A 21,744-nucleotide genomic window follows, 5' to 3' on the forward strand; every position below is an offset into this window, starting at 1 on the left:
ATTGGGGTGCCCGCTAGCGGGCACAGCGCTGGACGCCAGTATCGCTGTTTGATGGTTCATGGTTCACCCGCTGGTCACTGGTATTTTTCGGCCCGCTTGATGAGCCCGGCGAGACCAGGCTCGGATGGGTTCCAGGGCGTCCCCGGATGGATGCAGCCGGCGGCACACTTCTCGGCCGCCTTGACGATGTCCTTGTAGGGTCCACCCTTGGGGTCGGCGACCTCGACCCGGTGGCCGGCGTTGTATCTGAAGATCCGGGGATTGATGGTGATGCACTCATTGCAGCCGGTGCACTCGGGGGTCTCGACCCACACGGGTTCCCAACCCTCGGCATTGCCCTTGGCCGAACCGTTTGCATCCGGATGCGCCGCGCCATTGCCGCCGTTCGCGGGTACCATGCCCGTCAAACCGGCCAGACCGCCCTCCCCGACCGCCAGCGCCAGCAGGCTAGCGGTAAGCTTCTGGGCCAGCTCGACCTTGGCCTGGTTGCGCACCGCCTCGACATCGACCTTGTTGAGCTCGCCACACAACCCACGTAACTGGGTCCAAAAGTTACGCCGTTCCTCACAGCTATGGATCAGCTCCTGACTGACGAGCACCCGCATCAGGCGGTTCTTGCCATCCACGCCCCAAACATAGGGGTGCAACCCTGCGCGTGCCTCCTTGGGTAGATCCAGGAACTCGTGCACCTGGACCATGGTGTCGTTCCAAGTCTCGGGCGGCGCCGTGCGGAAGTGCTTGCGGAAGCGACCCTCGGTCATGACGAAGTCGACGAAGGTCAGGGGGACCTCCAGCGTGGCTGCCTGGCCCTGCTCGTCGGTGTACTTGAGCGTCCAACGGATCCAGTCTAAATCGATGTCCGGGTTGCCCTCGATCGAGCAGCATGCCTCCAGGGTGGTGCCTGCGTCCGGATCGAAACGGAACAACGGATAGGCGCGCGACTCGACCGCCAGGCGCGCCTGGTGGTAAGAGCGGTCGTCACCGATGCCGTGCTCGGGTTGACAGGGGGTATAGACGTTGAACAGGGCCGGACGCCGTGAGTTCAGTCCATCGATATAGCCTTCCAGTAGATGGGTCAGGTGCGAGATCGAGCTGGAGAGCACGAAGGCCGAGCGGTGGGCCATACCGATCAGCCCCATCTCCTTGCGGATCTCGGTCTTGCCCTTCCATTGCTGGCCATAGGGCGCCATGTCGGCCACCTGGGCGATGAAGCCCGAGGTACAGGACTGACCGCCGGTGTTGGAATAGCTCTGGGTATCGAGCACCAGGATCTTGATCGGGGTGCCAGACATGAGCGCACGCGACAGGTTCTGGAAGCCGATGTCATACATGGCCCCATCGCCGCCGACCGCGACCACCGGCGGACACAGCAACCACTCCTCGTCGCTGAAGTCCTTCCAGCCGAAATAGGTCAGTTGGCAGGCCGGGTCGTTCGGGTTGAAGCGACCCTCAAGCTCAAGGCGCGCTTGACGGATGGCCTTGAAGCCCTCGGCCATCTTGCGCATATGGCCCTCGAACAGACCCAGGGCCACCGAGGGCGAGTCCTGGAACAGGTGGTTCGACCAGGGGAAGGGATAGGGGTTGTAGGGGAAGGTCCCCCCCCACACCGAGGTACAGCCGGTGGCGTTGACGAAGCCCAGATTGGCGCGTGGCTGCTTGTCGGTGTACTGGGCCCTGAGATGGCGCAGCTTGGCGAGCAGCCCGGTGACCCACTTGAGCCAGTCTGGATCGACCGGCTGGGCACCCTGCTGCACCAGCTCGGACGAGAGCTCAGCGAGGGTCAGATCGCTGTCCTTGTGGTCGTCGAGCACCCTGGCGATCGTCGCCGGGTCCGAGAGATCCATGCCCGAGGCGAGCTTGAGCCGGATGTGGGTCTCCAGACGCTGGATGAGATCCTCGAGCTCGGCCAGATGCCGCTTGACCCGAGGCTGCATCAGGGCGGTGACCGTGGCGGTGAACAGATGCACGGCGGTCTTCTCGCCACAGCCCATGCAGGAGCCGTCGCCCGCGATCAGCGACTGATAGTTGGTCTTGTCCAGGAGCAGGGTCTCGAGCGCACCGATCTTGGCATCCAGATCCTCGATACGGATGAAGTCCGGGTCGGTGGTCGGCAGATCCAGCCATACCTCCCAGCGATGCCGTAGCTGCTGGATACTCGCCTCGGTCTGGGGTTCGGCGATGAGCGCGCCGTCGTCACAGACCTCGACACACTCCATGCAGCCCTTGCAGGTGTAGGGATTGACGGTGAGGCTGAAGAGCCCGCCGCTGCCCTTCTGCTTCTTCTCGCGGTTGGTCCAGTAGGGCTTGGTGATGGCGAACTGAATGTCGCCGAGGGCCTCAAGCATCAGGGCAAACTCTTTCTCGGCGATCGCCTTCTGCTCCGGGTCGCCGCTGAAGGCCGCCAGGGTCTCCAGCACGGCCCGATCCAGGAGCGCCAGCACATCGGCGCCCTCGCCTGCCGACTCGATCAGGTCGCGCAGACGCCGCTCGAGGTGGCGGGTCTCGCGACGCAGATACTGGGTCGGCATCCCGCGCTCGACGCGGTTGATCGCAGTGGCAAAGACGTCAGATACCCTGCTGACCAACCCGGGGATGGCGCTGTCCGGACACACCGAGAAGCAGCTCCCGCAGCCAGTACAGTTCTCGGGCAGGAACCTCGGGTACTCGAAGCGGATCTGGGTCAGGTCGCGATAGACCCCGGTGGCGGCCGGCACCAGGGACAGCGCCTGGTGCGGGTCGGCCAGGTTGTCGCTGCCGCGCCCACTGGCATAGAAGGCGCCGGTTTGCTCCCAGAAGCGATGGATGTCAGAGATCCGTCCCTCGCCTTCGGGCAGCGACTTGAGCATGATCGGCAGGCCCGGCGTCTTGCGGGTCATGAGCGGGGCGGCGGCCAGCGGCTTGTCGGTGATCTCGCGGATCTCGTCGAAGCCGCGGCGCACGATGCGCAGGTTGTCCTGCACCACACGCTCGCCCTTGGCCCCGAACTTGGCGCGCAGTTGTTCCTCGATGGCCCTGAACAGACCGGCCTCGTCCAGTCCGGCCCGCTCCATCAGGGGCGAGGCGGCAAAGAAGGCGCCCTGGAAGGCATTGCCCTGCATGCGGAATTGCAGCTCGGGGCTGGAGGCCTCCTCGCGCGCGATCTTGAAGCCATCGAGGTAGAAGACGCGGATCTCGTTGTCGACGATGAACCGGCGCGCCGCCGGCGGGAAGCTCGCCCACACCTGTTCGGCGCTCTCCAGGCTCGACTGGATGACGAAGCGCCCACCGCGCTGCAGGCCCGCAAGCGGGTTGGAGTGCGTGAAGACGTTCGGATCCGGGCTCAGGACCACATCGACATAGGTGTATTCGCAGTTCAAGCGGATCGGCTCGGGTGCGGCGGCCAGGAAATAGGTGGTCGGCTGGCCCTTCTTCTCCGAACCGTACTTGGGATTGGCGCGGATGTCGTAACCCAGCAGGTCATAGAGGGTCATGGCCAGGTTCTTGCCTGTGGTCACCGCCCCCCAACCGCCGACCGAGTGAATGCGCACCGTGATCGTCCCCTTGGGCAGGAGGTTCGGGTTTTCGCTGCCGCGCAGGGCCAGCTCGCCGATGCGCGGATAGGCGTCCTTGAGCTGCTGGAGACGGATCTCATCCTTCGGATCGACCGGCTCGCGCATAAAATCGATCGAGAGATAGAAGAAGGGACGACCCGCGCCGCCGGGCAGCATGTTCTCAACCGCGGCGATCAGTCCCTCGGGCTGGAGGTCGCGCGAACCCAGACCATAGCAGCCTGAATACAGACGCGGCATCTCACCGGCTTTGTAGGTCGGATAGTTTGGATAGGGGAGCGCCTCACCCCTGCCGACCAAGCCGTTTTCCAGCGCCTTGCCCAGGGCCGCGCGCACCTCGCACATGATCGGCAGGTCCTCGGCCAGCGGCTGGTCGGTCCGCTCCAGGATGGCCACCCCCTTCTTGCCCTGGACCAATCGGGCGATCAGCTCACCCGGAAAGGGCCGGAACATGGTCAGATTGATGACCCCGACCCTGAGCTTGCGGGTGTCACGCAGATAGTCGGCCACCGCCTCGGCCTGGACGATCAGACTGCCCTGACCCAGGATCAGGTACTCGGCATCCTCGCTGCGATAGCCGGAGGCCCGGGCATAGCGTCGTCCAGTAAGTCCGTAGTATTCGTCCATCACATGGTCGGCGATCGACTCGATGTGATCGAAGAAATAGGGCCGTTGCGCCGCGACCGCCTGCATATAGGCGTCCTGGTTCTGCACCGTGCCTGAGCTGAGCGGGTCGTCCACGTCCCATATCAGGGGTACGCGGCGACGGGTCGGGCCATAGACCAGACGCTGGGCGGGGGTCGGAGACGCGATGATGTCATCGGGCCGCCCGAGGAATTCCTGGATCAAGGCGCGCTCGGGGACCCTCAGAGGCTCGATCAGATGGGTGGTCAAAAAGCCGTCCTGGGCCACGGCGCCTGGGGTCAGGCTCAACTCGGCGATCTTGCGCGCGATCAGATTGAGGTCAGCGGCCTCCTGGGCGTTCTTGGCAAACACCTGGAAGAAACCCGTATCGTCGATGCAGTGATAGTCATCGTGGGCGCAGTGGACATTGAGACTGGCCTTGGTGATGGCACGCGAGCCGATGTTGAGCACATAGGGCAGACGCTTGCCGGCCGCCGCATAGAGCGATTCGTGCATGAAGGCCACGCCCTGGGCCGAGGAGAAATTGGTGGCGCGCAGACCCGTCATCGCCATCCCGGCGGTTACGGCGGCAGCGGCGTGCTCGGACTCCGGTTCGACGAAGATCAGCGGCTGGCCCGAGATATTGAGATGGCCATTGGCCACCTCCTCGGCCCAGTACTCACCCATCTGGGTGGACGGCGTGATCGGATAGGCGCCGGCGGCATCCGAGGACTCGCGCTCGCACAGGATGACGGCCGTGTTGCCGTCCAGCGCCATCCGGGTACCAGGGTACTTGAACTGCTTGTCGTCTTTCTTTCCGAACATGGGCCTTCTCTGTGTTGATTCTCTCAAGTAGAGCCGTCGGACCCGGGTCGTCGGCTCGCAATCAATTCGCTGTCGACGCGCCCGACCGCAACCGCCCCGACTCGGGTTTAGGGACGCGCCACCGCCGCCGCGCGTGACCTCAGACGGCTGGCAAGGTACCCTTTGTCCCCTTGCGCACCACCTTGCGCGCGTCGCGTCCCTTGACCACAGTTCCATCGGCCTCGATCCAGACGATGGCGCCGGTCGGACAGCGCTCGATCGCGACCTTGGACGCAAGGTCATTTTTGGAATAGTCGATCACCGCGAGGTTGTCCTGGATCCGGATCAGGCCCTCGGGCGAATCCTGGGCGCAGCGCCCGCAGGCGGTACAGGCGACCTCGCAGTCCTGCTCGGTCTGGGCGCCGGACTCTAGGTTTTTGCAGGCCACCCACAGCCGGTGGCTCACCGGATGCAGCTCGAACAGACCCTTGGGGCAGATGGTGACGCACTCGCCGCAGGCGGTGCAGCGGTCTTCGATCACGACCGGGATGCCCTGGTGGTTCATGTAGATGGCGCCAAAGTCGCACACCAGCGCGCAGTCGCCAAAACCCAGACAACCCCAGGCACAGCCGCGTCCGCCGCCCGAGACCAGCGCCGCGGCACGACAGGACGGCAGTCCGCTGTAGTTGGCGCGCAGAGAGGCGACGTTGCCGCCACCTGCGCAGGCCAGACGCGCCACCCAGCGCTCGCGCGTGCTCAACTCGACGCCCAGGAAGTCGGCGATGACCTGATTCATCGACTTGGCATTGACGGTGCAGCGTGCCGGGTCGATCTCGCCTCGCACCAACTTTTCAGCAAAGGGACGACAGCCGGCCTCGCCACAGGCACCGCAGTTGGCCTTGGGCAGCAGATCCTCGACCTGATCGATGCGCGGATCCTCAAACACATAAAGCCGTCGATTGGCGACGACGAGCATCAGGGCGAGCAACAGGCCGAGCGTGGTCATGAAACCCACGGCGGTTAGGATGGTTGCCATAGACAGCTCGATCTGGTGGAGACACTCAGGGGCGCGACACCGCGGAGGGCAGCGCTTCCCCGGTTCGGGCGGCAGGGGTCTGGGGTCAGGCCCTGTGCCCCCAAGGGGGCGCGCTCAGACCGCCAGCCTGAAGTGCGGAGAGTTTAAGTGGTCAAGGTTTATTGAATTTACAAATTATGTAAATCGTTAGTATTGCAAAATATTGCAGGTGAAGGCGGTGATTCATCACAGGACGGGACGCCGGAGGCGGATGGGTGGTGGGGGCGGAACAGGCTAGAACCCTGGACTTGATTCAGCTTGCCTCGTCGCGGTCCAGGCCCGAACGGGCGGGCGCATCCAAGGCATTAAGCCCTGATTCGCGCCGTGGTCCCCTGCCCCGGACGGGAAGCCCCGATGTAATCAGCGCTTCCCTTGCCTGGGGTAAGGCCGAATACTGTAATTTATGTGTAAACACCCTCATTTAAGCGGGAAAGGCGAAAAATGGCACGCCGCAAGAAAAGCGACACCCCAACCACCGACACAGACCTTGCCGTCGCAGACTACCGCTTCGACGCCAAGCGCAAGAACAATCCCCCCGCCGGTCTGGCAGCCCAGGGCAAGGTCCAGCAAGCCCCTCGCATTCGCTACGAATACAACCCCCACCTGCCGCCGGTGCTGCGTTTCGACGCCAGCGGCAAGGCGGATGCCCTGCCGGAACTGCTGCAAGCCGCGCGGCAGCGCCCCCTCAACGCTGAAGAGGTGGCGCAACTGGCGGCAGCCCTCAAACGCTTCGAGCCCTGGCTGGAGTGGGCGGGCAAGCGGGAGGCGAAGGGCTTTGCGGTGGAGCCGGTGGCGCTGCACATCCACGAGCGCATTTCCACCCAAGCCATCTTGAGGGTGGCGTCCCGCCAGGACGTGCAACGGGACCTGTTCGCCGACCCCCAGCAGGACTACCGGGAGGCGGTGCAGTTCTATCAGCACGAGGTGGACTGGGCGAACCGCATGATCCTGGGCGATAGCCTGCAAGTCATGACGTCCCTCGCCCGGCGGGAAGACCTGGCGGGCAAGGTGCAGATGATCTACATCGACCCGCCCTACGGCATCAAGTTTGCCTCCAACTTCCAGCCCGAGGTGGGCAAGCGGGATGTGAAGGACAAGGAGTCCGACCTCACGCGCGAGCCGGAAATGGTGAAGGCCTACCGCGACACCTGGACGCTGGGCGTGCACTCGTATCTCGCCTACCTACGCGACCGGCTGATGGTGGCGAAGGAGCTGCTGGCCGACAGCGGCAGCATCTTCGTGCAGATCTCGGACGAGAACCTGCATCGGGTGCGGATGGTGATGGATGAGGTGTTTGGGGCGGGGAATTTTGTGAGTCAAATCGCGTTTCGCACCACGGCGGCACGAGCGGGGGGGCTGCTGGACAACATCTCCGACTATGCTCTCTGGTATGCAAAAGATAAGTCGCGAGCGAAGTACCGGCAATTATTCGTGCATCGGCCCCTTGAAACAGAGAGTAACTACGACTGGATTGAGTCCGAGGGTGCGTGCCGCCAGTTGACTGAGGTGGAGCGTTGGACGCCGGAAGAGAAGCTACAGGGCAAGAAGTACGCTCTCGCTGACCTTACCTCACAAGGCTACACGGAAAGCGGCGCTTTCCAGTTTGAATACGGCGGACAGACTTTTGCGCCAAATGCAGGCCGCCACTGGTCAACAACCGAAAGCGGCATGAAAAACCTTGCCGCAGCTGGCCGATTGCAGATCAAGGGTCAGAACGTTTTTTATCGACGTTTTCTGGTCGACTACCTAGTACGCGCAATCCCGAATTCCTGGGATGATACTGCGGCGGGTGGATTTCTCAAGGGCGAGAGCAAAATTTATGTGGTTCAGACAAATACGCTTGACATCCAGCGCTGCCTCCTGATGACCACCGACCCCGGCGACCTGGTGCTCGACCCAACTTGCGGTTCCGGCACCACGGCCTATGTGGCCGAGCAGTGGGGCCGGCGCTGGATCACCATCGACACTTCCCGCGTGGCGCTGGCGCTCGCCCGCCAGCGGCTGATGACGGCGAAGTTCGACTACTACGAATTGCGCCCGCTCAACGACGCCGACGCCCGCCGCAACCCCACCGGTCCCTGGCTGAAAAGCGAAGAAATCGCAGGTCCGGCGACCCTGGACTGCGAGACGGTTCCGCATATCACGCTCAAATCCATTGCCCAGAACGCCGCCTTGGACCCGATCTTCGAGAAGCACCAAGCCATCCTGGATGAGAGGCTCGCAGCGCTGAATGCCGCCCTCGCCCAGGTCAAGCCGGAACTGCGCCACAAACTCAAAGCCAAGCTCGCCGCCAAGCAGAAGGCCGAGGGCAAGAAGGCGATCACCGAGGCCGACCGCCGCCGCTGGCTGCTGCCGCCGGCCAACCGCGCAGGCGCGAACTACACCACCGTGCCGATGGACTTCGTCGGCTGGTATGAGTGGGAGGTACCCTTCGATACCGATCCAGACTGGCCGAAGGAGTTGCAGGTGGCACTCCTCGACTACCGTGCCGCCTGGCGGGCGAAGATGGACGAGGTGAATGCGGCGATTGCCGCCAATGCGGAGAACGAGGAACTCGTCGACAAGCCGCGCGTGAGGAAGAACGTGGTGCGTGTTTCCGGTCCGTTCACGATGGAAGCGGTGATGCCCGCCGAGCTGGGGCTGGACGAAACTTCGCCCATCGAGGGCGTAGGCGGCGATTTGGATGGCTTCGATGTGGCCGACGCGCCGCAGAACGCCGAGGCCTTCCTGGACAAAATGCTGCGTCTGCTGAAAGCAGACGGCGTGCAGTTCCCCAACAACAAGAAAATGTCTTTCACCCGCCTGGAAGCCGTGGCGGACGAGTTTCTGCATGCCGAGGGAGAATGGGTCAACGGCGACGGCAAGCCCCAGTCGGTGGCGGTTTCCGTGGGTCCCGAGTTCGGACCCGTGACCGCCTACCAGGTGGAAAACGCCCTCGCCTACGCCAGCCGCCGGGGCTTCGAAAACCTGGTGTTCGCCGGCTTTGCCTTCGACGGCGCCGCCCAGGCGATCATCCAGGACGACCCCAACCCGCGGGTGCGCTGTCACCTAGCGCACATTCGCCCGGATGTGCAGATGGACGGCTTGTTGAAAGAGACCGCCAACAGCCAGTTGTTCACGGTGTTCGGCAGCCCCCGCACGACCCTGCAAGCCGCGGGCGAGGGGATGTTCCGCATTGCCCTGGAAGGCGTGGACATTTACAACCCGGTGGAGAACACCATTACCGCCACCCGTGTGGACAAGGTGGCGGCATGGTTCGTGGACAGCGATTACGACGGACGCACCTTCTGCATCACCCAGGCGTTTTTTCCGGACAAGTCCGCCTGGGGAAAACTCGCCAAGGCATTGAAGGGGGTCATAGACGAATCCGCCTTCGACCGCCTGAGCGGCACCGTATCCCTGCCCTTCCCGGTGGGCAAGCACAAGCGGGCGGCGGTGAAGGTCATCGACCCACGGGGCAACGAGGTCATGCGTGTGCACCGGCTGGGCGAGGGGTATTGAGCCATGGCGAGGAAGAGCGGTCCTGGTAAGGACGCCGCCCAGGACGAGCTGGACATTCCGGTCCAACCCGTCAGCAAGCCCATCCTGTGCAACCCCTACCAGGCGCCGGACAAGCACTGGGTCTATGACAACGATGGCACTGCTCGACTGGAAGTAGGACGGCGCCCGGCGGGCTATTGGTACAAAAGTAAGCGCACCGGCTCGGCGCAGCTGTCCCTGGCGGGTTTCACGGAAGAGCAGCGGGATGACATTCCCCTGGTGAATCTCCTGCGGGATGATGTGGAGCGCTGGCGCAATGCCAAGTATGAAGGCGCCACCAGTATCACCAAGCAACTGTTGCACCATTGGGCGCGGGAAGACCGTCCCCGGCGCCTGTTCTTCTGCCAGCGGGAGGCGGTGGAAACCATCGTTTACCTGACCGAAATCCTGGGCTCCGGCAAGCGTCCGCGCTGGAACACCAAGCTGTTCAGTGAGGACTACCAGAAGCTGCGGCTGGGCGAGCAACCTTCCTTCATCACCTCCGTGGAAGGCGTGGTGCCGCCCACCCTGGTGGACCTGCCAAACGAAGCGGGCTTGCCGCCCTTGACCCGCTATGGCTGCAAAATGGCGACCGGCTCGGGCAAGACCGTGGTCATGGCAATGCTCATTGCCTGGGCGTTCTGCAATCGGGGACGCGTGTCCGGGGACAGCCGCTTCCCGAATGCCGCCCTGGTGGTCTGCCCCAACCTGACCATTTACGAGCGGCTGCAAGTGCTACGCCCGGAGCGGGAGGACAACTATTACGAGCGGTTCGACCTCGTGCCGTCCCAGCTTCTGCCCGAACTGCGCAAGGGCAAGGTGTTGATCACCAACTGGCACAAGTTTGCCCCCGAGTCCGAGCACGCCGAGGGCGGCAAGAGCTATGCCGTGGTGAACAAGGGCGAGGAAAGCCCGGAGGCTTTCGCCCGCCGGGTGCTGGGCGACCTCTACGAGCGGGCGCCGATCATGGTGCTGAACGACGAAGCCCACCATGCCTATCGACCCCGCCCCGTGGGTGAGGACGAGGACCTGACCGCCAAGGAAAAGGCGGAACGGGAGGAGGCGACGGTTTGGGTATCCGGTTTGGACAGGCTCAACCAAGCCTGCGGTGTCGCCTTCTGCGTGGACCTGTCCGCCACGCCGTTCTATCTGGCGGGCAGCGGCTATGTTGAGGGCTCGCCCTTCCCCTGGCTGGTGTCCGACTTCGGGCTGGTGGACGCCATCGAGTCCGGCATCGTGAAAATCCCCCGCCTGCCAGTCTCCGACACCACCGGCAGACCCGACCCCAAATACTTCAAGTTGTGGGAATGGGTGGTGGCGGAAGCCAAGAGGAACGGCGACCGCCTCACCCGTGGCAAGCCCAGCCCAGAAACCGCCTGGAAGTATGCCGAGGACGCGCTGACCACCCTGGCAAGCCAATACAAGGAGCGGTTCGAGTATGTCCAGAATGCGGACAACCGCCAGGACAAGGTGCCGCCGGTCATGATCGTCGTGGCGGACAACACCCAGATTGCCGAGTTGTTCTACAAACAGATATCGGGCGAGGAGACCGTCGAGGCGGTCGGTGCCGAGGACTTCGAGGACGAAGATGAGGAAGCCGCTGGCAAGAAGTCCAAGAAGAGAGCCAAGACCCGCACCACCTATGGCACCGGCAAGCTGTTCCCGGAGCTATTCAGCAACACTCAGGACAGCAAACCCACCCTGCGCATCGACTCCAAGCTGTTGGCGGAGGCGGAATCCGGCACTGCCAGCGGTACCAAGCGGGATGCCGCCGAGGTGTTGCGGGAGATCGTGGACACCGTGGGCAAGGTCGGCAAGCCCGGCGAGCAGGTGCGTTGCGTGGTGAGCGTGCAAATGCTGTCCGAGGGCTGGGACGCCAACAACGTGACCCACATTTTCGGGCTGCGGGCATTCGGTAGCCAGCTCCTATGTGAGCAGGTTGTCGGGCGGGGATTGCGCCGCATGGACTACACCCTGGACCCGGAAACGGGGCTGTTCACGGAAGAATATGTGGATGTGTACGGTGTGCCCTTCTCGATCATTCCCTTCAAGGGTCGCACCACCCAGGAACCAGCGCCTGAAGACAAGCCCAAGCAACATGTCCGGGCGCTGCCAGAACGGGCAGGCTTCGAAATCAAGTTCCCGAACATCGAGGGCTATGTCTTCGGCTTGAAGAAGAACACCATCCGGGCGGACGTGGCGAGCATGGAGCCCCTGACCCTGGAACTGTCCAACAATCCCACGGCGGTCTTCGTGAAGCCCCAGGTGGGCTACGGCAGTGGGCACCCGGGCATGGGCGGCGGTTTCGCTACCGAGTTGCAGGACCGGGAGGCGTATTACCGCTCCACCCACTTGCAAACGATCCAGTTCGAGATCGCCCGCCTGGTGACGACGGCACTCACCGAGGGCATACCCGGTGTCAGCGTCAGCGAAGCCAAGAAGCGACTGGTGGCACGCCATCAGCTGTTCCCCCAGGTCTATCGTCTGGTGGACGCCTACGTGCGGCAGAAGGTGGATTTCCGGGGCTGTAACCCTTGCGAGCTTGGGCTGGAAACCTATGTCAAGCGCATCGTCTCGCGCCTGGTGGACGCCATCGAGCCAGACACTGAAAGCGGCGAGCCGCCGCTGATGCCCCGCCTCAATCGCTACAAGCCCATTGGTTCCACAGCGGAAGTGAACTTCAAGACCACCCGCCCGACTGTGGCCACCGAGCGCAGTCATATCAACCAAGTGGTGAAGGACAATGCTTCCTGGGAAGGTAAGGCGGTGTTCCAACTGGAGAGCGCCAGGGAGACCGTGTTTTGCTACGCCCGCAACGACCACCTGGAACTGGGCATTCCCTACGAATACCTGGGCAACCAGAAAACCTACTTTCCGGACTTCGTCGTGCGGCTCAAGAATGGCGTGACCCTGCTGTTGGAAATCAAGGGCTACGCCGACAACCAGGACCATGCCAAGCACGACGCCGCCAAGCGCTGGGTGTCAGCGGCAAACAACTGGGGACAGTTGGGGCGCTGGGCCTTCCATGTTTGCAAGGACCCGGACCTGCTGGTTAGCGAACTCCAGCGCCTCGCCACGCCGCAGCAGTAAACGTGCCCCGGCGCGAATCAGGGCTTAATGCCCTAGGATGCGTCCGCCCGTCCAGGTCCAGGCGAGCTGAATCAAGCTCTGGAGGGCTTTTTTCAGCGCCTCCTAGTCGAACCCCTCGATTACACCGGTGATGAGTCGGGCTGCCAGGGCCTCGGCGAGCGAGATGATGAGGATGCGATCATTGGGGACGGTCGCAGCAGCGATGGCGACATCAGGATCGACGCCCATCTCGCGTAGATAAAGGAAGGCGTCGGCGACATAGAGCTGGCCGCCCTCGTGGCTGCTGTAGCGGTGTGGAACCTTGCTCTGATGGACGCCGATCCGTGCGCTCCGTGTGGCGTAACGCTCGACCCCCCCCGCCAGCACATCGATACAGGCCGAGGCACAGTAGTCATCGACGGCGGTACGCAGTCCGTTGGCGCGCAGATAACGTCCGAGCTTGCGCGCCTCCTCGACCGAGCCGCCGGGGCTGTTGATGACCAGCCCAATCGCCTTGCGCCGACGCAGCTCGGCGATGGTGCGCTGGGCGAATCCAGGCGTGATCTCGACGCCGTCGATGCGCAGCCAGGCGGTGCGCAGGGTGCCGTCGGATTCGAAACGCACCAAGGCAGGTGTCGTGCCGGTCAATTCGGACAGCCGATCGCAGGACTCTAGGGCGCGCGCGATGAGGTCCGACGGACGCTGCTCATAGTCCTTGACCATGCGGTTGGCGCGTTCGACGATGCTGGTGATCGAGAGGTGATATTTATCTGCGGCGACGATGACGGTGGCGTCCGTGGCCGCCACGTCGTTGGTCTGGCCCACGCGCAGCAGATGACAGGAGGCGACGGTCGTAAGCAGGGCTTCCCGGTCCAAGGGCGTCGCGGCATCATCTGGCCGCTCACCAGAAGATCCGCAGCCGGCCAGCATCAATCCTGTCAGCAGGATCACGCCCAACCATCCGACCGGTCTCGGCATGCCCATCAGCTCCGGATCTCGATCCCCTGCTCACGCAGATAGGACTTGACTGCCTGGATCGGCACCTCGCGGCGGTGGAAGATGCCGGCGGCCAGCGCGGCCTCGACGCCGGTGGCGGCGAAGACCTCAGCGAAGTGCTCGACACAGCCGGCACCGCTGGAAGCAATGATCGGAATCGACACAGCCGCGCGCACCTGGGCGATCAGCTCCAGGTCGAAGCCGGCGCCTGTGCCGTCGCGGTCGATGGAATTGAGCAGGATCTCGCCGGCGCCTAGATCTTCGCAGGCGCGCGCCAGCTCGACCACATCGAGGTCGCGCCCTTCACGACCGCCCTTGATGGTGCACTGAAACCAGCAGTAGCGCTCGCCCTTGGGACCGGGCAAGGACGTTTCGACGACGGCGTGGTGGGTCGACTCGGGTGTCTCGACATAGACGCGACGCGGATCGATGGAGATGACCACGGCCTGATTGCCATAGACGGCGGCGATCTGTTCGATCGCCGTTGAGCCATCCTTGATGCCGCCACGCGCCAGATAGTCCTCTACGGCCAAGACCGCCTCTGAACCGATCGAGACCTTGTCGGCCCCAGAGCGGAAATATTCGTGCGCCACGTCGAGGGCTGAGTAGTGCCGCCCCTCGGCGTCGGTGAAGGCACGAATGCCGCCGCCGATGGTCAGGGGCACGAAGACCCGCTCCGAGGCGCGTCTGAGCACCTCCAGCATCGGCTGATCGGCGAGCGGGAAGTCGCGAAAGGCGGTGATGTTGAGGAAACTAATCTCATCGGCCCCCTCGTCGTAATAACGTGCGGCCAGATCGACTGGCTGGCCCAGGTTGCGCACGTCGCGTGCCCCGGATTTCTCGCGCACATCGTATTGATCACCCTTGGTAACGACCAGGTCGCCCTGGTCGTTGGTGCGCACATCGAGACAGGCGACGATGCGTTTGGCCAGGCGCGTCGGTTCGTTGAAGGTGGGCGGAACCACAATCGAGGGGCGGCCGACCTCGTCCGCCGCAAGGAAGCGACGCAGCAACGCCAGCCCCGCCGACCCGCTCTTTTCGGGATGGAACTGGACCGCGTTCAGGGCGCCGCGTTGCACCGCGCTCAAAAAGGGGTCGCCATAATCGGTGAGTGCAAGCTGCCAGTCGGCGTTGTCCGCGCTCGGCACGGCATGGTAGGAGTGGACGAAATAAAACTTTTCACCCGCATACCGTGCAAACAGCGACGAGGGCCGCCTCAACCGGACCGAGTTCCAGCCCATATGGGGTACCGATAAGCCCGACTTGGCGAAGCGACGGATTTGACCTGGGATGAGGCCCAGACCCGGGATGCCCGGCGACTCCTCACTGCCCTCGAACAGGGTCTGGAGTCCGACGCAGATGCCTAGGAAGGGCCTGTCGGCGGCCAGATATTCCTGGAGCGGCTCGACATAACCCAAGTGGTGCAAGCGCTCCATGACGGCCCCAAAGGCACCGACGCCCGGGAAGATCAGGCGCTCGGCCTTGAGAATATCCTCTGGGCGTTCGATCTCGGTGAGTTCAAAGCCGAGGGTTTGGATGGCATTGCGCAGACTGCGGACGTTGCCCGCGCCATAATCCAGGAGCGAAATCATCGTTGATACAATTCCGGGGGCTGTTACGTATAGGGTTATGATCGAGCGCGGGCTTAAGACCTAGGATATCACCTTCAGAGACAGGCGCTTAACCGCTCGGCCAGACATGCACCCATCCGCGCCGCTGAACGCACGGTCGCGACACCGGCGGCCGCAAGCGCCGCATACTTGTCCTCGGCCGTGCCCAAGCCGCCGCTGATGATGGCCCCGGCATGACCCATCCGTTTGCCAGGAGGCGCTGTGACCCCAGCGACATAGGCCACCACCGGCTTGCTGATCTCAGTACGGATGACCTCGGCGGCCGCCTCCTCGTCGGCGCCGCCGATCTCCCCGACCAGCAGGATGGCCTCGGTCTGGGGGTCGCGCTCAAACAGACGCAGACACTCGATAAAGCCGATCCCATGGATGGGGTCGCCGCCGATCCCGACACAGGTGCTCTGGCCCAGACCGACCTGGGTGGTCTGATAGACCGCCTCATAGGTCAGGGTGCCCGAACGCGAGACGATCCCGACCCGCCCCGGCTGATGGATATGACCAGGCATGATCCCGATCTTGCAGGCGCCCGGGGTGATGATCCCGGGACAGTTGGGGCCGATTAGGACCGTCTCGCTGCCGGCGAGCGCCGCCTTGACCCGCAGCATGTCGAGCACCGGGATGCCCTCGGTGATGCAGACGATGACCCGGATCCCGGCATCGGCGGCTTCCAGGATGGCATCGGCGGCGAAGGGCGCCGGCACATAGATCATGCTGGCATCCGCGCCTGTTGCGCGCACCGCCTCGCTTACGGTGTTGAATACCGGCCGGTCGAGATGGCGTTGTCCGCCCTTGCCGGGTGTCACACCGCCGACCAGCTTGGTGCCGTAGGCGATGGCCTGTTCGCTATGAAACGTACCCTGTTTGCCGGTGAAACCCTGACAGATGACGCGCGTATCGGCGTCGACCAGGATGCTCATACGCCGCCCTCCCCGTCCACAGTGTGCGATGCCGTGCCTGAATCCAAACCACGCTGTGCGGCGGCGACTGCCAGGGCCGCCGCCGCCTCGAGGTCCTCGGCCGTCTGCAGCGCCAGCCCGCTCTCAGCGAGCATACGCCGCCCCAGCGCGGCATTGGTGCCCTCCAGACGCACCACGATCGGCACCGAGACCCCGACCTCGCGCACCGCCTGGATGATGCCCTCGGCAATCAGATCGCAGCGCACGATACCGCCGAAGATATTGACCAGGATCGCGGCGACCTTGGGGTCGGAGAGGATGAGCTTGAATGCCTCGGCCACGCGCGCTGCCGTTGCCCCGCCGCCGACATCGAGGAAGTTGGCCGGCTGTCCACCCTGGAGCTTGATCAGATCTAGGGTCGCCATCGCCAGCCCAGCCCCATTGACCATGCAGCCGATGTGACCGTCGAGATGGATATAGTTGAGTGCGTGCGCCCGCGCCGCCGTCTCACGCGGGTCTTCCTGGCTTGGGTCATGCAGTGCGGCCAAGGCCGGATGCCGTATGAGCGCATTATCGTCGAGCCTGATCTTGGCATCGAGCGCCAGTAAGTCGCCCTCATCGGTCAGGACCAAGGGATTGATCTCGATCAGGCTGGCGTCCGTGTCGATGAAGAGCCGATAGAGTCGCTCCATCAGGGTCCCAAGCGCCTGGATCCTGGCCTCGTCTAGCCCCAGCCCGAAGCCGAGTCGGCGCGCCTGGTAGGGCTGGACGCCGACCACTAGAGGCACCGGCACCCTGAGGATCTGCTCCGGTGTCTCGGCCGCCACCCGCTCGATGTCCATACCGCCGGCGGATGAGGCGATGAACAGCAACTGCTCGCTGGTGCGATCGACCAGTAGTCCTAGATAGAGCTCGCGCACGATCGCCGTCGGGCGCTCGATCAGGACTGATCCGACCGGAAGCCCCCCCAGACCAGTCTGGTGGGTGACGAGCCGGGATCCAAGCAGACGGCGCGTCTCGCGCTCGGCCTGGTCTGGACCCTCGACCAGCACCACACCGCCGGACTGGCCGCGCCCGCCGCTATGGATCTGGGCCTTGACGACCCAGCGCGTGCCGCCGAGCCGGGCGCAGGCCTCAGGGACAGCTTCTGGCTGCTCGACCAGGACCCCATCTGGGACCGCGAGTCCGCGCTCCCGCAACAACTGTTTGGCTTGAAATTCGTGTAGGTTCATTCGGATCGACCCTGAATGAGGCGCCGGCCCCGCGGAGGGGATCGGCGCAACGGCTGAGTCGGCGCATAATACAACCGAATACCCGCTCAGTCTGGCGGGTCCGATCTCTCTCGATCGCGTGCCTTGGCCCACCCAGATGGATGTCGCCCCCGCCACAGATTCTGTCTATCCGAGCTGGAGCGCCCTGCGCTGGCTCTTTCTCTTCCGTCTGCTGATGGTCATAGGTTTGGTGTTGGCGTTCTCACCTGCCGCCGACGACCCGGCGTTGGCCCGCTCCAATACGCAATTGGTCTGGGACATCTTGGTCGTCTATGCCGTGGTCGTGCTTGCGAGCGGTCTGGGACTCTCGACGCGCCGACCCGGGCGGATCACTCAGGTCCAGCTCGCCATCTTCATCGATATCTTGTTCTATACCGCGCTCATGCACACCGCCGGCGGCGTTACCAGCGGGCTCGGTATCCTGCTCGCACTCGCCGTGGCCGCAGGCGCGCTCATGCTGGAGGGGCGACTGTCGCTCCTGTTTGCGGCACTCGCCTCGCTGGCCGTCATCATCGAGCAGATCTACAGCGCCCTGCTCGCCAGCCATGCGGCGATCTCCTTCACCCAGGCCGGCCTGCTGGGTCTGCTCTTCTTTACTGTTGCCCTGCTGGCGCATGTGCTCTACCGACGGGTGCGCTCAGCCGAGGCGCTGGCCGCACAGCATCAGGTCGATATCGACGATCTGTCGCAGCTCAACGAGTTCATCATCCAGAGTATTGGCACCGGTATCCTGGTCGCCGACGGAAAGCGACGGCTGAGATTGATCAATGCCGCCGCCTTGAAACTAATTGGCGCGCGGCGCATCCGCTCAGGCACGGCGCTTCATGAACTCTCGGTCGAACTGGATCAATGGCTCGTCGATCAAGTCTGTGCCACCCATCCGCGCGAGGGCCGTCTGACCATCGCCGACCGCGAGGTCCGGGTCTCGCTCAAGCAGCTTGGACACAGGTGCGCCAACGGTGTCGTCGTCTATCTGCGCGACAACCAGGAGGTTGAGCACAAGGCCCAGCAGATCAAGCTCGCCTCGCTCGGCACCCTGACGGCCAGCATCGCGCACAACATCCGCAATCCGCTGAGCGCCATCAGTCATGCCAGTCAGCTGCTCTCGGAAAGCCCGGCGCTGTCAGACGAAAATCGGCATCTGCTCGACATCATCCAGCGCAACAGCGCACGTATCGAGGAGACGGTGCGCAGCGTGCTCCAGCTCTCGCGCGGTCTTCGGATCGAGCCCTGCCCGATCGAGTTAGTGACCTGGGTATTGGCCTTCGCCGAGGAGTTTCGTGAACAGCATGGGCTTGCGCCCTCCAGCCTCGAGGTACGGATCGAGTCGCGACCGCTCGAGATCGAGACCGATCCACGCCATCTCCATCAGATCCTGGCCAATCTATGCGAAAACGCCCTCATCCATGGCCGCTGCCCCGGCGAACCTGTGCGCATCCAACTCAGGCTGGGGCGAGGACAGGATCCGGACCAGATCCATCTAGAGGTCGAGGACGCCGGGCCCGGGATCGATCCGAAGATCGCACGCGACATCTTCAGTCCATTCTTCACCACCAGGAGTCAGGGCACCGGGCTTGGGCTCTACATCGCCCGCCAGCTGGCCGAATCCAACGGGATCCAGTTGAGCTACCGCCCTGCCAGCCCCCAAGGCAGTCGTTTCATCCTGAGCTTCACTGAGGCCGCGCGATGATCATGGTTTGGTGGTGGACGGCCATCTACAAGCGTTTTAGAGTGCCGGTGCCCCGCCAAATATGATTTGAGGAGACAGCATGAGTACGCCGAACTCCCAAGAATCAGTACCCAGAACAGGTGAACACACCCGCACCGGTCTGTCCAAGGCCGCGCTGAAACAGGACTTCCTCGACAACCTCTTTTATATCCAGGGCCGCTTCCGCGAGGTGGCCTCTCCGCACGACCTCTATATGGCGGCTGCCTTCACGACCCGCGACCGCTTGCTCAAACACTGGGTCGAATCAGCCCAGGTCTTTAAGACCAGTCATGCACGCACCGTCTGCTATCTCTCGGCCGAATATCTGCTCGGCCCGCATCTGGCGACTAACCTCGTCAATCTCGGCATCATGGAGACGGCGCACGAGGCCAGTAAGGAACTGGGGCTGGATCTCGAGGCCATCCTCGAGGAAGAGGAAGAACCCGGACTGGGGAACGGCGGACTCGGACGGTTGGCCGCCTGCTTCATGGAGTCGCTCTCGACCTGCCAGATCCCGGCCATCGGCTATGGGATCCGCTATGAGTTCGGGATCTTCGATCAGGCCATCGAGGACGGCTGGCAGGTCGAGAAGACCGACAACTGGCTGCGCAACGGCAATCCCTGGGAGATCCCCCGGCCCAGGATCCGTTTTGCGGTCGGCTACGGCGGATACACCGAATCCTATCGCGACGAAAGGGGCCAGACACGCCGGCGCTGGCAACCGGCACTCGTGATCAACGGTATGGCCTACGACACGCCCATTCTGGGCTACCGCACCGCGAACGCCAATCTGCTGCGGCTATGGAAGGCCGAGGCCACGTGCTCGTTTGACTTCCAGGCCTTCAACACAGGTGACTATTACGGTGCGGTCCATGCCAGCATCCAGGCCGAGACCATCTCGAAGGTGCTCTATCCCAACGACGAACCCGAGGCGGGCAAGGAGTTGCGGCTCAAGCAGCAATATTTCTTCGTCTCCTGCTCGGTACAAGACATGATCCGGCTGCATCTGAACACGGTCGGACCACTGGAGACCTTTGCCGAAAAGTTCGTCATCCAGCTCAATGACACCCATCCGGCGCTCGCGGTGGTCGAGCTGATGCGCCTGTTACTCGACGAACATGCCATGAGCTGGGAGCAGGCCTGGGATATCACCCATCGGACTTTCTGCTACACCAACCACACGCTCCTGCCCGAGGCCCTGGAGACCTGGTCGGTGAGCCTGTTCGAGCGTCTGCTCCCACGACATCTCGAACTCATCTATGAGATCAACCGCCGCTTCCTCGATGAGGTGCGGATGCGTTTCCTAGGCGACGAGGCGCGCGTCTGGCGGATGTCGCTGATCGCCGAGGGCAGCGAGCGACGGGTACGCATGGCCAATCTGGCGGTCGTCGGCAGCCGGGCGGTCAACGGCGTGGCTAAACTGCATTCCAAGCTGGTCAAGACCATGCTTTTTAAGGATTTCGCCGATCTCTGGCCCGACCGTTTCCACAATGTCACCAATGGGGTCACGCCGCGGCGGTTCATGGTGGTCGCCAACCCACGTCTCTCGAAGCTCATCACCCGGACCTGCGGTCACGACCACTGGATTCGCGACCTGGAACTGCTGCGTGAGCTGGAGGCGCATGTCGATGACGCCGGCTTTCAGGCAGAGTGGCGCGCGGTCAAGTACGCCGCCAAGCGGGATCTGGTCGAGTGGATGCAGCAGACTACGGACATCCGTCTCGATCCAGAGTCTTTGTTCGACGTCCAGGCCAAGCGCTTTCACGAATACAAGCGCCAGCATCTCAAGGTGCTGCACGTCATCCGCTGTTATCAGCAGATCAAACAGGGCCAGACGCAGGACCTGGTGCCGCGCGCCTTTATCTTCGGGGGCAAGGCTGCACCCGGTTATTTCATGGCCAAGCTCATGATAAAGCTCATCAACGCCGTCGGCGCGGTCATCAACAATGACCCCCAGGTCAACGGCTGGATTCGGGTGGCCTTCTTACCCAATTTCAACGTCAAGAATAGTCAGCGGCTCTATCCAGCAGCCGACCTCTCGGAACAGATCTCGCTTGCCGGAAAGGAGGCATCGGGGACAGGCAACATGAAGTTCTCGATGAACGGGGCGCTGACCATCGGCACCCTCGACGGGGCCAATGTCGAGATCCGCGAGGCCGTAGGGGCGGAAAACTTCTTTCTGTTCGGGATGACGGCCGAGGAGGCGCTACAGCGTCAGATAACCGGTTATCGGCCCTGGGAATTCTATCAAAACGACCCCGAACTCAAATCGGACATCGATCTGATCAACTCGGGACTCTTCTCGCACGGCGACACCCAGCTCTTCCGCCCGTTGACCGACAACCTCATCAATCACGACCCCTTCATGGTGCTCGCCGACTATCGCGCCTATCTGGATTGCCAGAAGACGGTAAGCGACACCTACAAGGACAGAGAACGCTGGACGCGGATGTCGATCTTCAATGTCGCGCGCATCGGGCGCTTTTCCTCGGATCGAGCGATCCGCGAGTATGCCGAACACATTTGGAAGGTAGAACCCAGGGTCATCGATCCAGTGACCGAAGTGGATTCATAGCGCCATCCAGTCCGGTGTTCGATCGGGACAC

10 protein-coding genes are annotated in these 21,744 nt (G+C 63.2%); 4 read left to right on the plus strand and 6 right to left on the minus strand.

Translation table 11 applies throughout. From position 1 onward, the window contains the following. Nucleotides 1–74: 74 nt before the first annotated feature. The gene (locus tag E6P07_RS07570; RefSeq protein WP_153975044.1) at nt 75–4,997 is read right to left on the minus strand and encodes a 2-oxoacid:acceptor oxidoreductase family protein; all 4,923 of its coding nucleotides are present in this window, start codon (nt 4,995–4,997) and stop codon (nt 75–77) included. 139 nt (nt 4,998–5,136) lie between these two features. After that, nucleotides 5,137–6,012, minus strand: a complete 876-nt coding sequence (locus E6P07_RS07575; RefSeq protein WP_153975045.1) for an RnfABCDGE type electron transport complex subunit B — start codon at nt 6,010–6,012, stop codon at nt 5,137–5,139. 480 nt (nt 6,013–6,492) lie between these two features. Here E6P07_RS07575 and E6P07_RS07580 point away from each other — a divergent pair, with 480 nt between their 5' ends. Next, nucleotides 6,493–9,552, plus strand: a complete 3,060-nt coding sequence (locus E6P07_RS07580) for a site-specific DNA-methyltransferase (RefSeq protein WP_153975046.1) — start codon at nt 6,493–6,495, stop codon at nt 9,550–9,552. A gap of 3 nt (nt 9,553–9,555) precedes the next feature. Continuing rightward, nucleotides 9,556–12,660 carry a BPTD_3080 family restriction endonuclease gene (locus tag E6P07_RS07585; protein WP_153975047.1) on the plus strand — a complete coding sequence of 1,035 codons (3,105 nt, stop codon included), beginning with the start codon at nt 9,556–9,558 and terminating at the stop codon, nt 12,658–12,660. Nucleotides 12,661–12,762: 102 nt separating this feature from the next. Here E6P07_RS07585 and E6P07_RS07590 read toward each other — a convergent pair whose 3' ends face one another. The 4 genes from E6P07_RS07590 to sucC all read right to left on the minus strand — a co-directional run bounded on the left by E6P07_RS07590 (nt 12,763) and on the right by sucC (nt 17,391). Continuing rightward, nucleotides 12,763–13,617, minus strand: coding sequence for a COG3904 family protein (locus tag E6P07_RS07590; protein WP_153975048.1), 855 nt, complete (start codon nt 13,615–13,617; stop codon nt 12,763–12,765). A 5-nt stretch (nt 13,618–13,622) separates the two neighbouring features. Next, nucleotides 13,623–15,227 (minus strand): imidazole glycerol phosphate synthase subunit HisF, encoded by a 1,605-nt coding sequence (hisF, locus tag E6P07_RS07595; protein ID WP_153975049.1) that lies wholly within the window; start codon nt 15,225–15,227, stop codon nt 13,623–13,625. A 74-nt stretch (nt 15,228–15,301) separates the two neighbouring features. Then, nucleotides 15,302–16,180, minus strand: coding sequence for a succinate--CoA ligase subunit alpha (gene sucD / locus E6P07_RS07600; RefSeq protein WP_153975050.1), 879 nt, complete (start codon nt 16,178–16,180; stop codon nt 15,302–15,304). Further along, the gene (gene sucC / locus E6P07_RS07605; RefSeq protein ID WP_153975051.1) at nt 16,177–17,391 is read right to left on the minus strand and encodes an ADP-forming succinate--CoA ligase subunit beta; all 1,215 of its coding nucleotides are present in this window, start codon (nt 17,389–17,391) and stop codon (nt 16,177–16,179) included. The genes sucD and sucC overlap by 4 nt, the downstream gene beginning before the upstream one ends. Nucleotides 17,392–17,527: 136 nt before the next feature. Between sucC and E6P07_RS07610 the strand changes: the two genes are divergently transcribed. After that, the gene (locus E6P07_RS07610; protein WP_153975052.1) at nt 17,528–19,120 is read left to right on the plus strand and encodes a sensor histidine kinase; all 1,593 of its coding nucleotides are present in this window, start codon (nt 17,528–17,530) and stop codon (nt 19,118–19,120) included. Nucleotides 19,121–19,199: 79 nt separating this feature from the next. Continuing rightward, nucleotides 19,200–21,713, plus strand: coding sequence for a glycogen/starch/alpha-glucan phosphorylase (locus E6P07_RS07615; RefSeq protein WP_153975053.1), 2,514 nt, complete (start codon nt 19,200–19,202; stop codon nt 21,711–21,713). The last annotated feature ends 31 nt before the right edge of the window (nt 21,714–21,744 follow it).

Source organism: Thermochromatium tepidum ATCC 43061 (assembly GCF_009664085.1).
GTDB lineage: Bacteria > Pseudomonadota > Gammaproteobacteria > Chromatiales > Chromatiaceae > Thermochromatium > Thermochromatium tepidum.

Bases quoted from the DNA above. Each gene is read 5' to 3' on its own strand.
- E6P07_RS07575 (WP_153975045.1), bottom strand. From the start codon at position 6,012: ATGGCAACCATCCTAACCGCCGTGGGTTTCATGACCACGCTCGGCCTG.
- sucC (WP_153975051.1), bottom strand. From the start codon at position 17,391: ATGAACCTACACGAATTTCAAGCCAAACAGTTGTTGCGGGAGCGCGGA.
- E6P07_RS07615 (WP_153975053.1), top strand. From the start codon at position 19,200: ATGAGTACGCCGAACTCCCAAGAATCAGTACCCAGAACAGGTGAACAC.
- E6P07_RS07580 (WP_153975046.1), top strand. From the start codon at position 6,493: ATGGCACGCCGCAAGAAAAGCGACACCCCAACCACCGACACAGACCTT.
- hisF (WP_153975049.1), bottom strand. From the start codon at position 15,227: ATGATTTCGCTCCTGGATTATGGCGCGGGCAACGTCCGCAGTCTGCGC.
- sucD (WP_153975050.1), bottom strand. From the start codon at position 16,180: ATGAGCATCCTGGTCGACGCCGATACGCGCGTCATCTGTCAGGGTTTC.
- E6P07_RS07590 (WP_153975048.1), bottom strand. From the start codon at position 13,617: ATGCCGAGACCGGTCGGATGGTTGGGCGTGATCCTGCTGACAGGATTG.
- E6P07_RS07610 (WP_153975052.1), top strand. From the start codon at position 17,528: ATGGATGTCGCCCCCGCCACAGATTCTGTCTATCCGAGCTGGAGCGCC.
- E6P07_RS07585 (WP_153975047.1), top strand. From the start codon at position 9,556: ATGGCGAGGAAGAGCGGTCCTGGTAAGGACGCCGCCCAGGACGAGCTG.
- E6P07_RS07570 (WP_153975044.1), bottom strand. From the start codon at position 4,997: ATGTTCGGAAAGAAAGACGACAAGCAGTTCAAGTACCCTGGTACCCGG.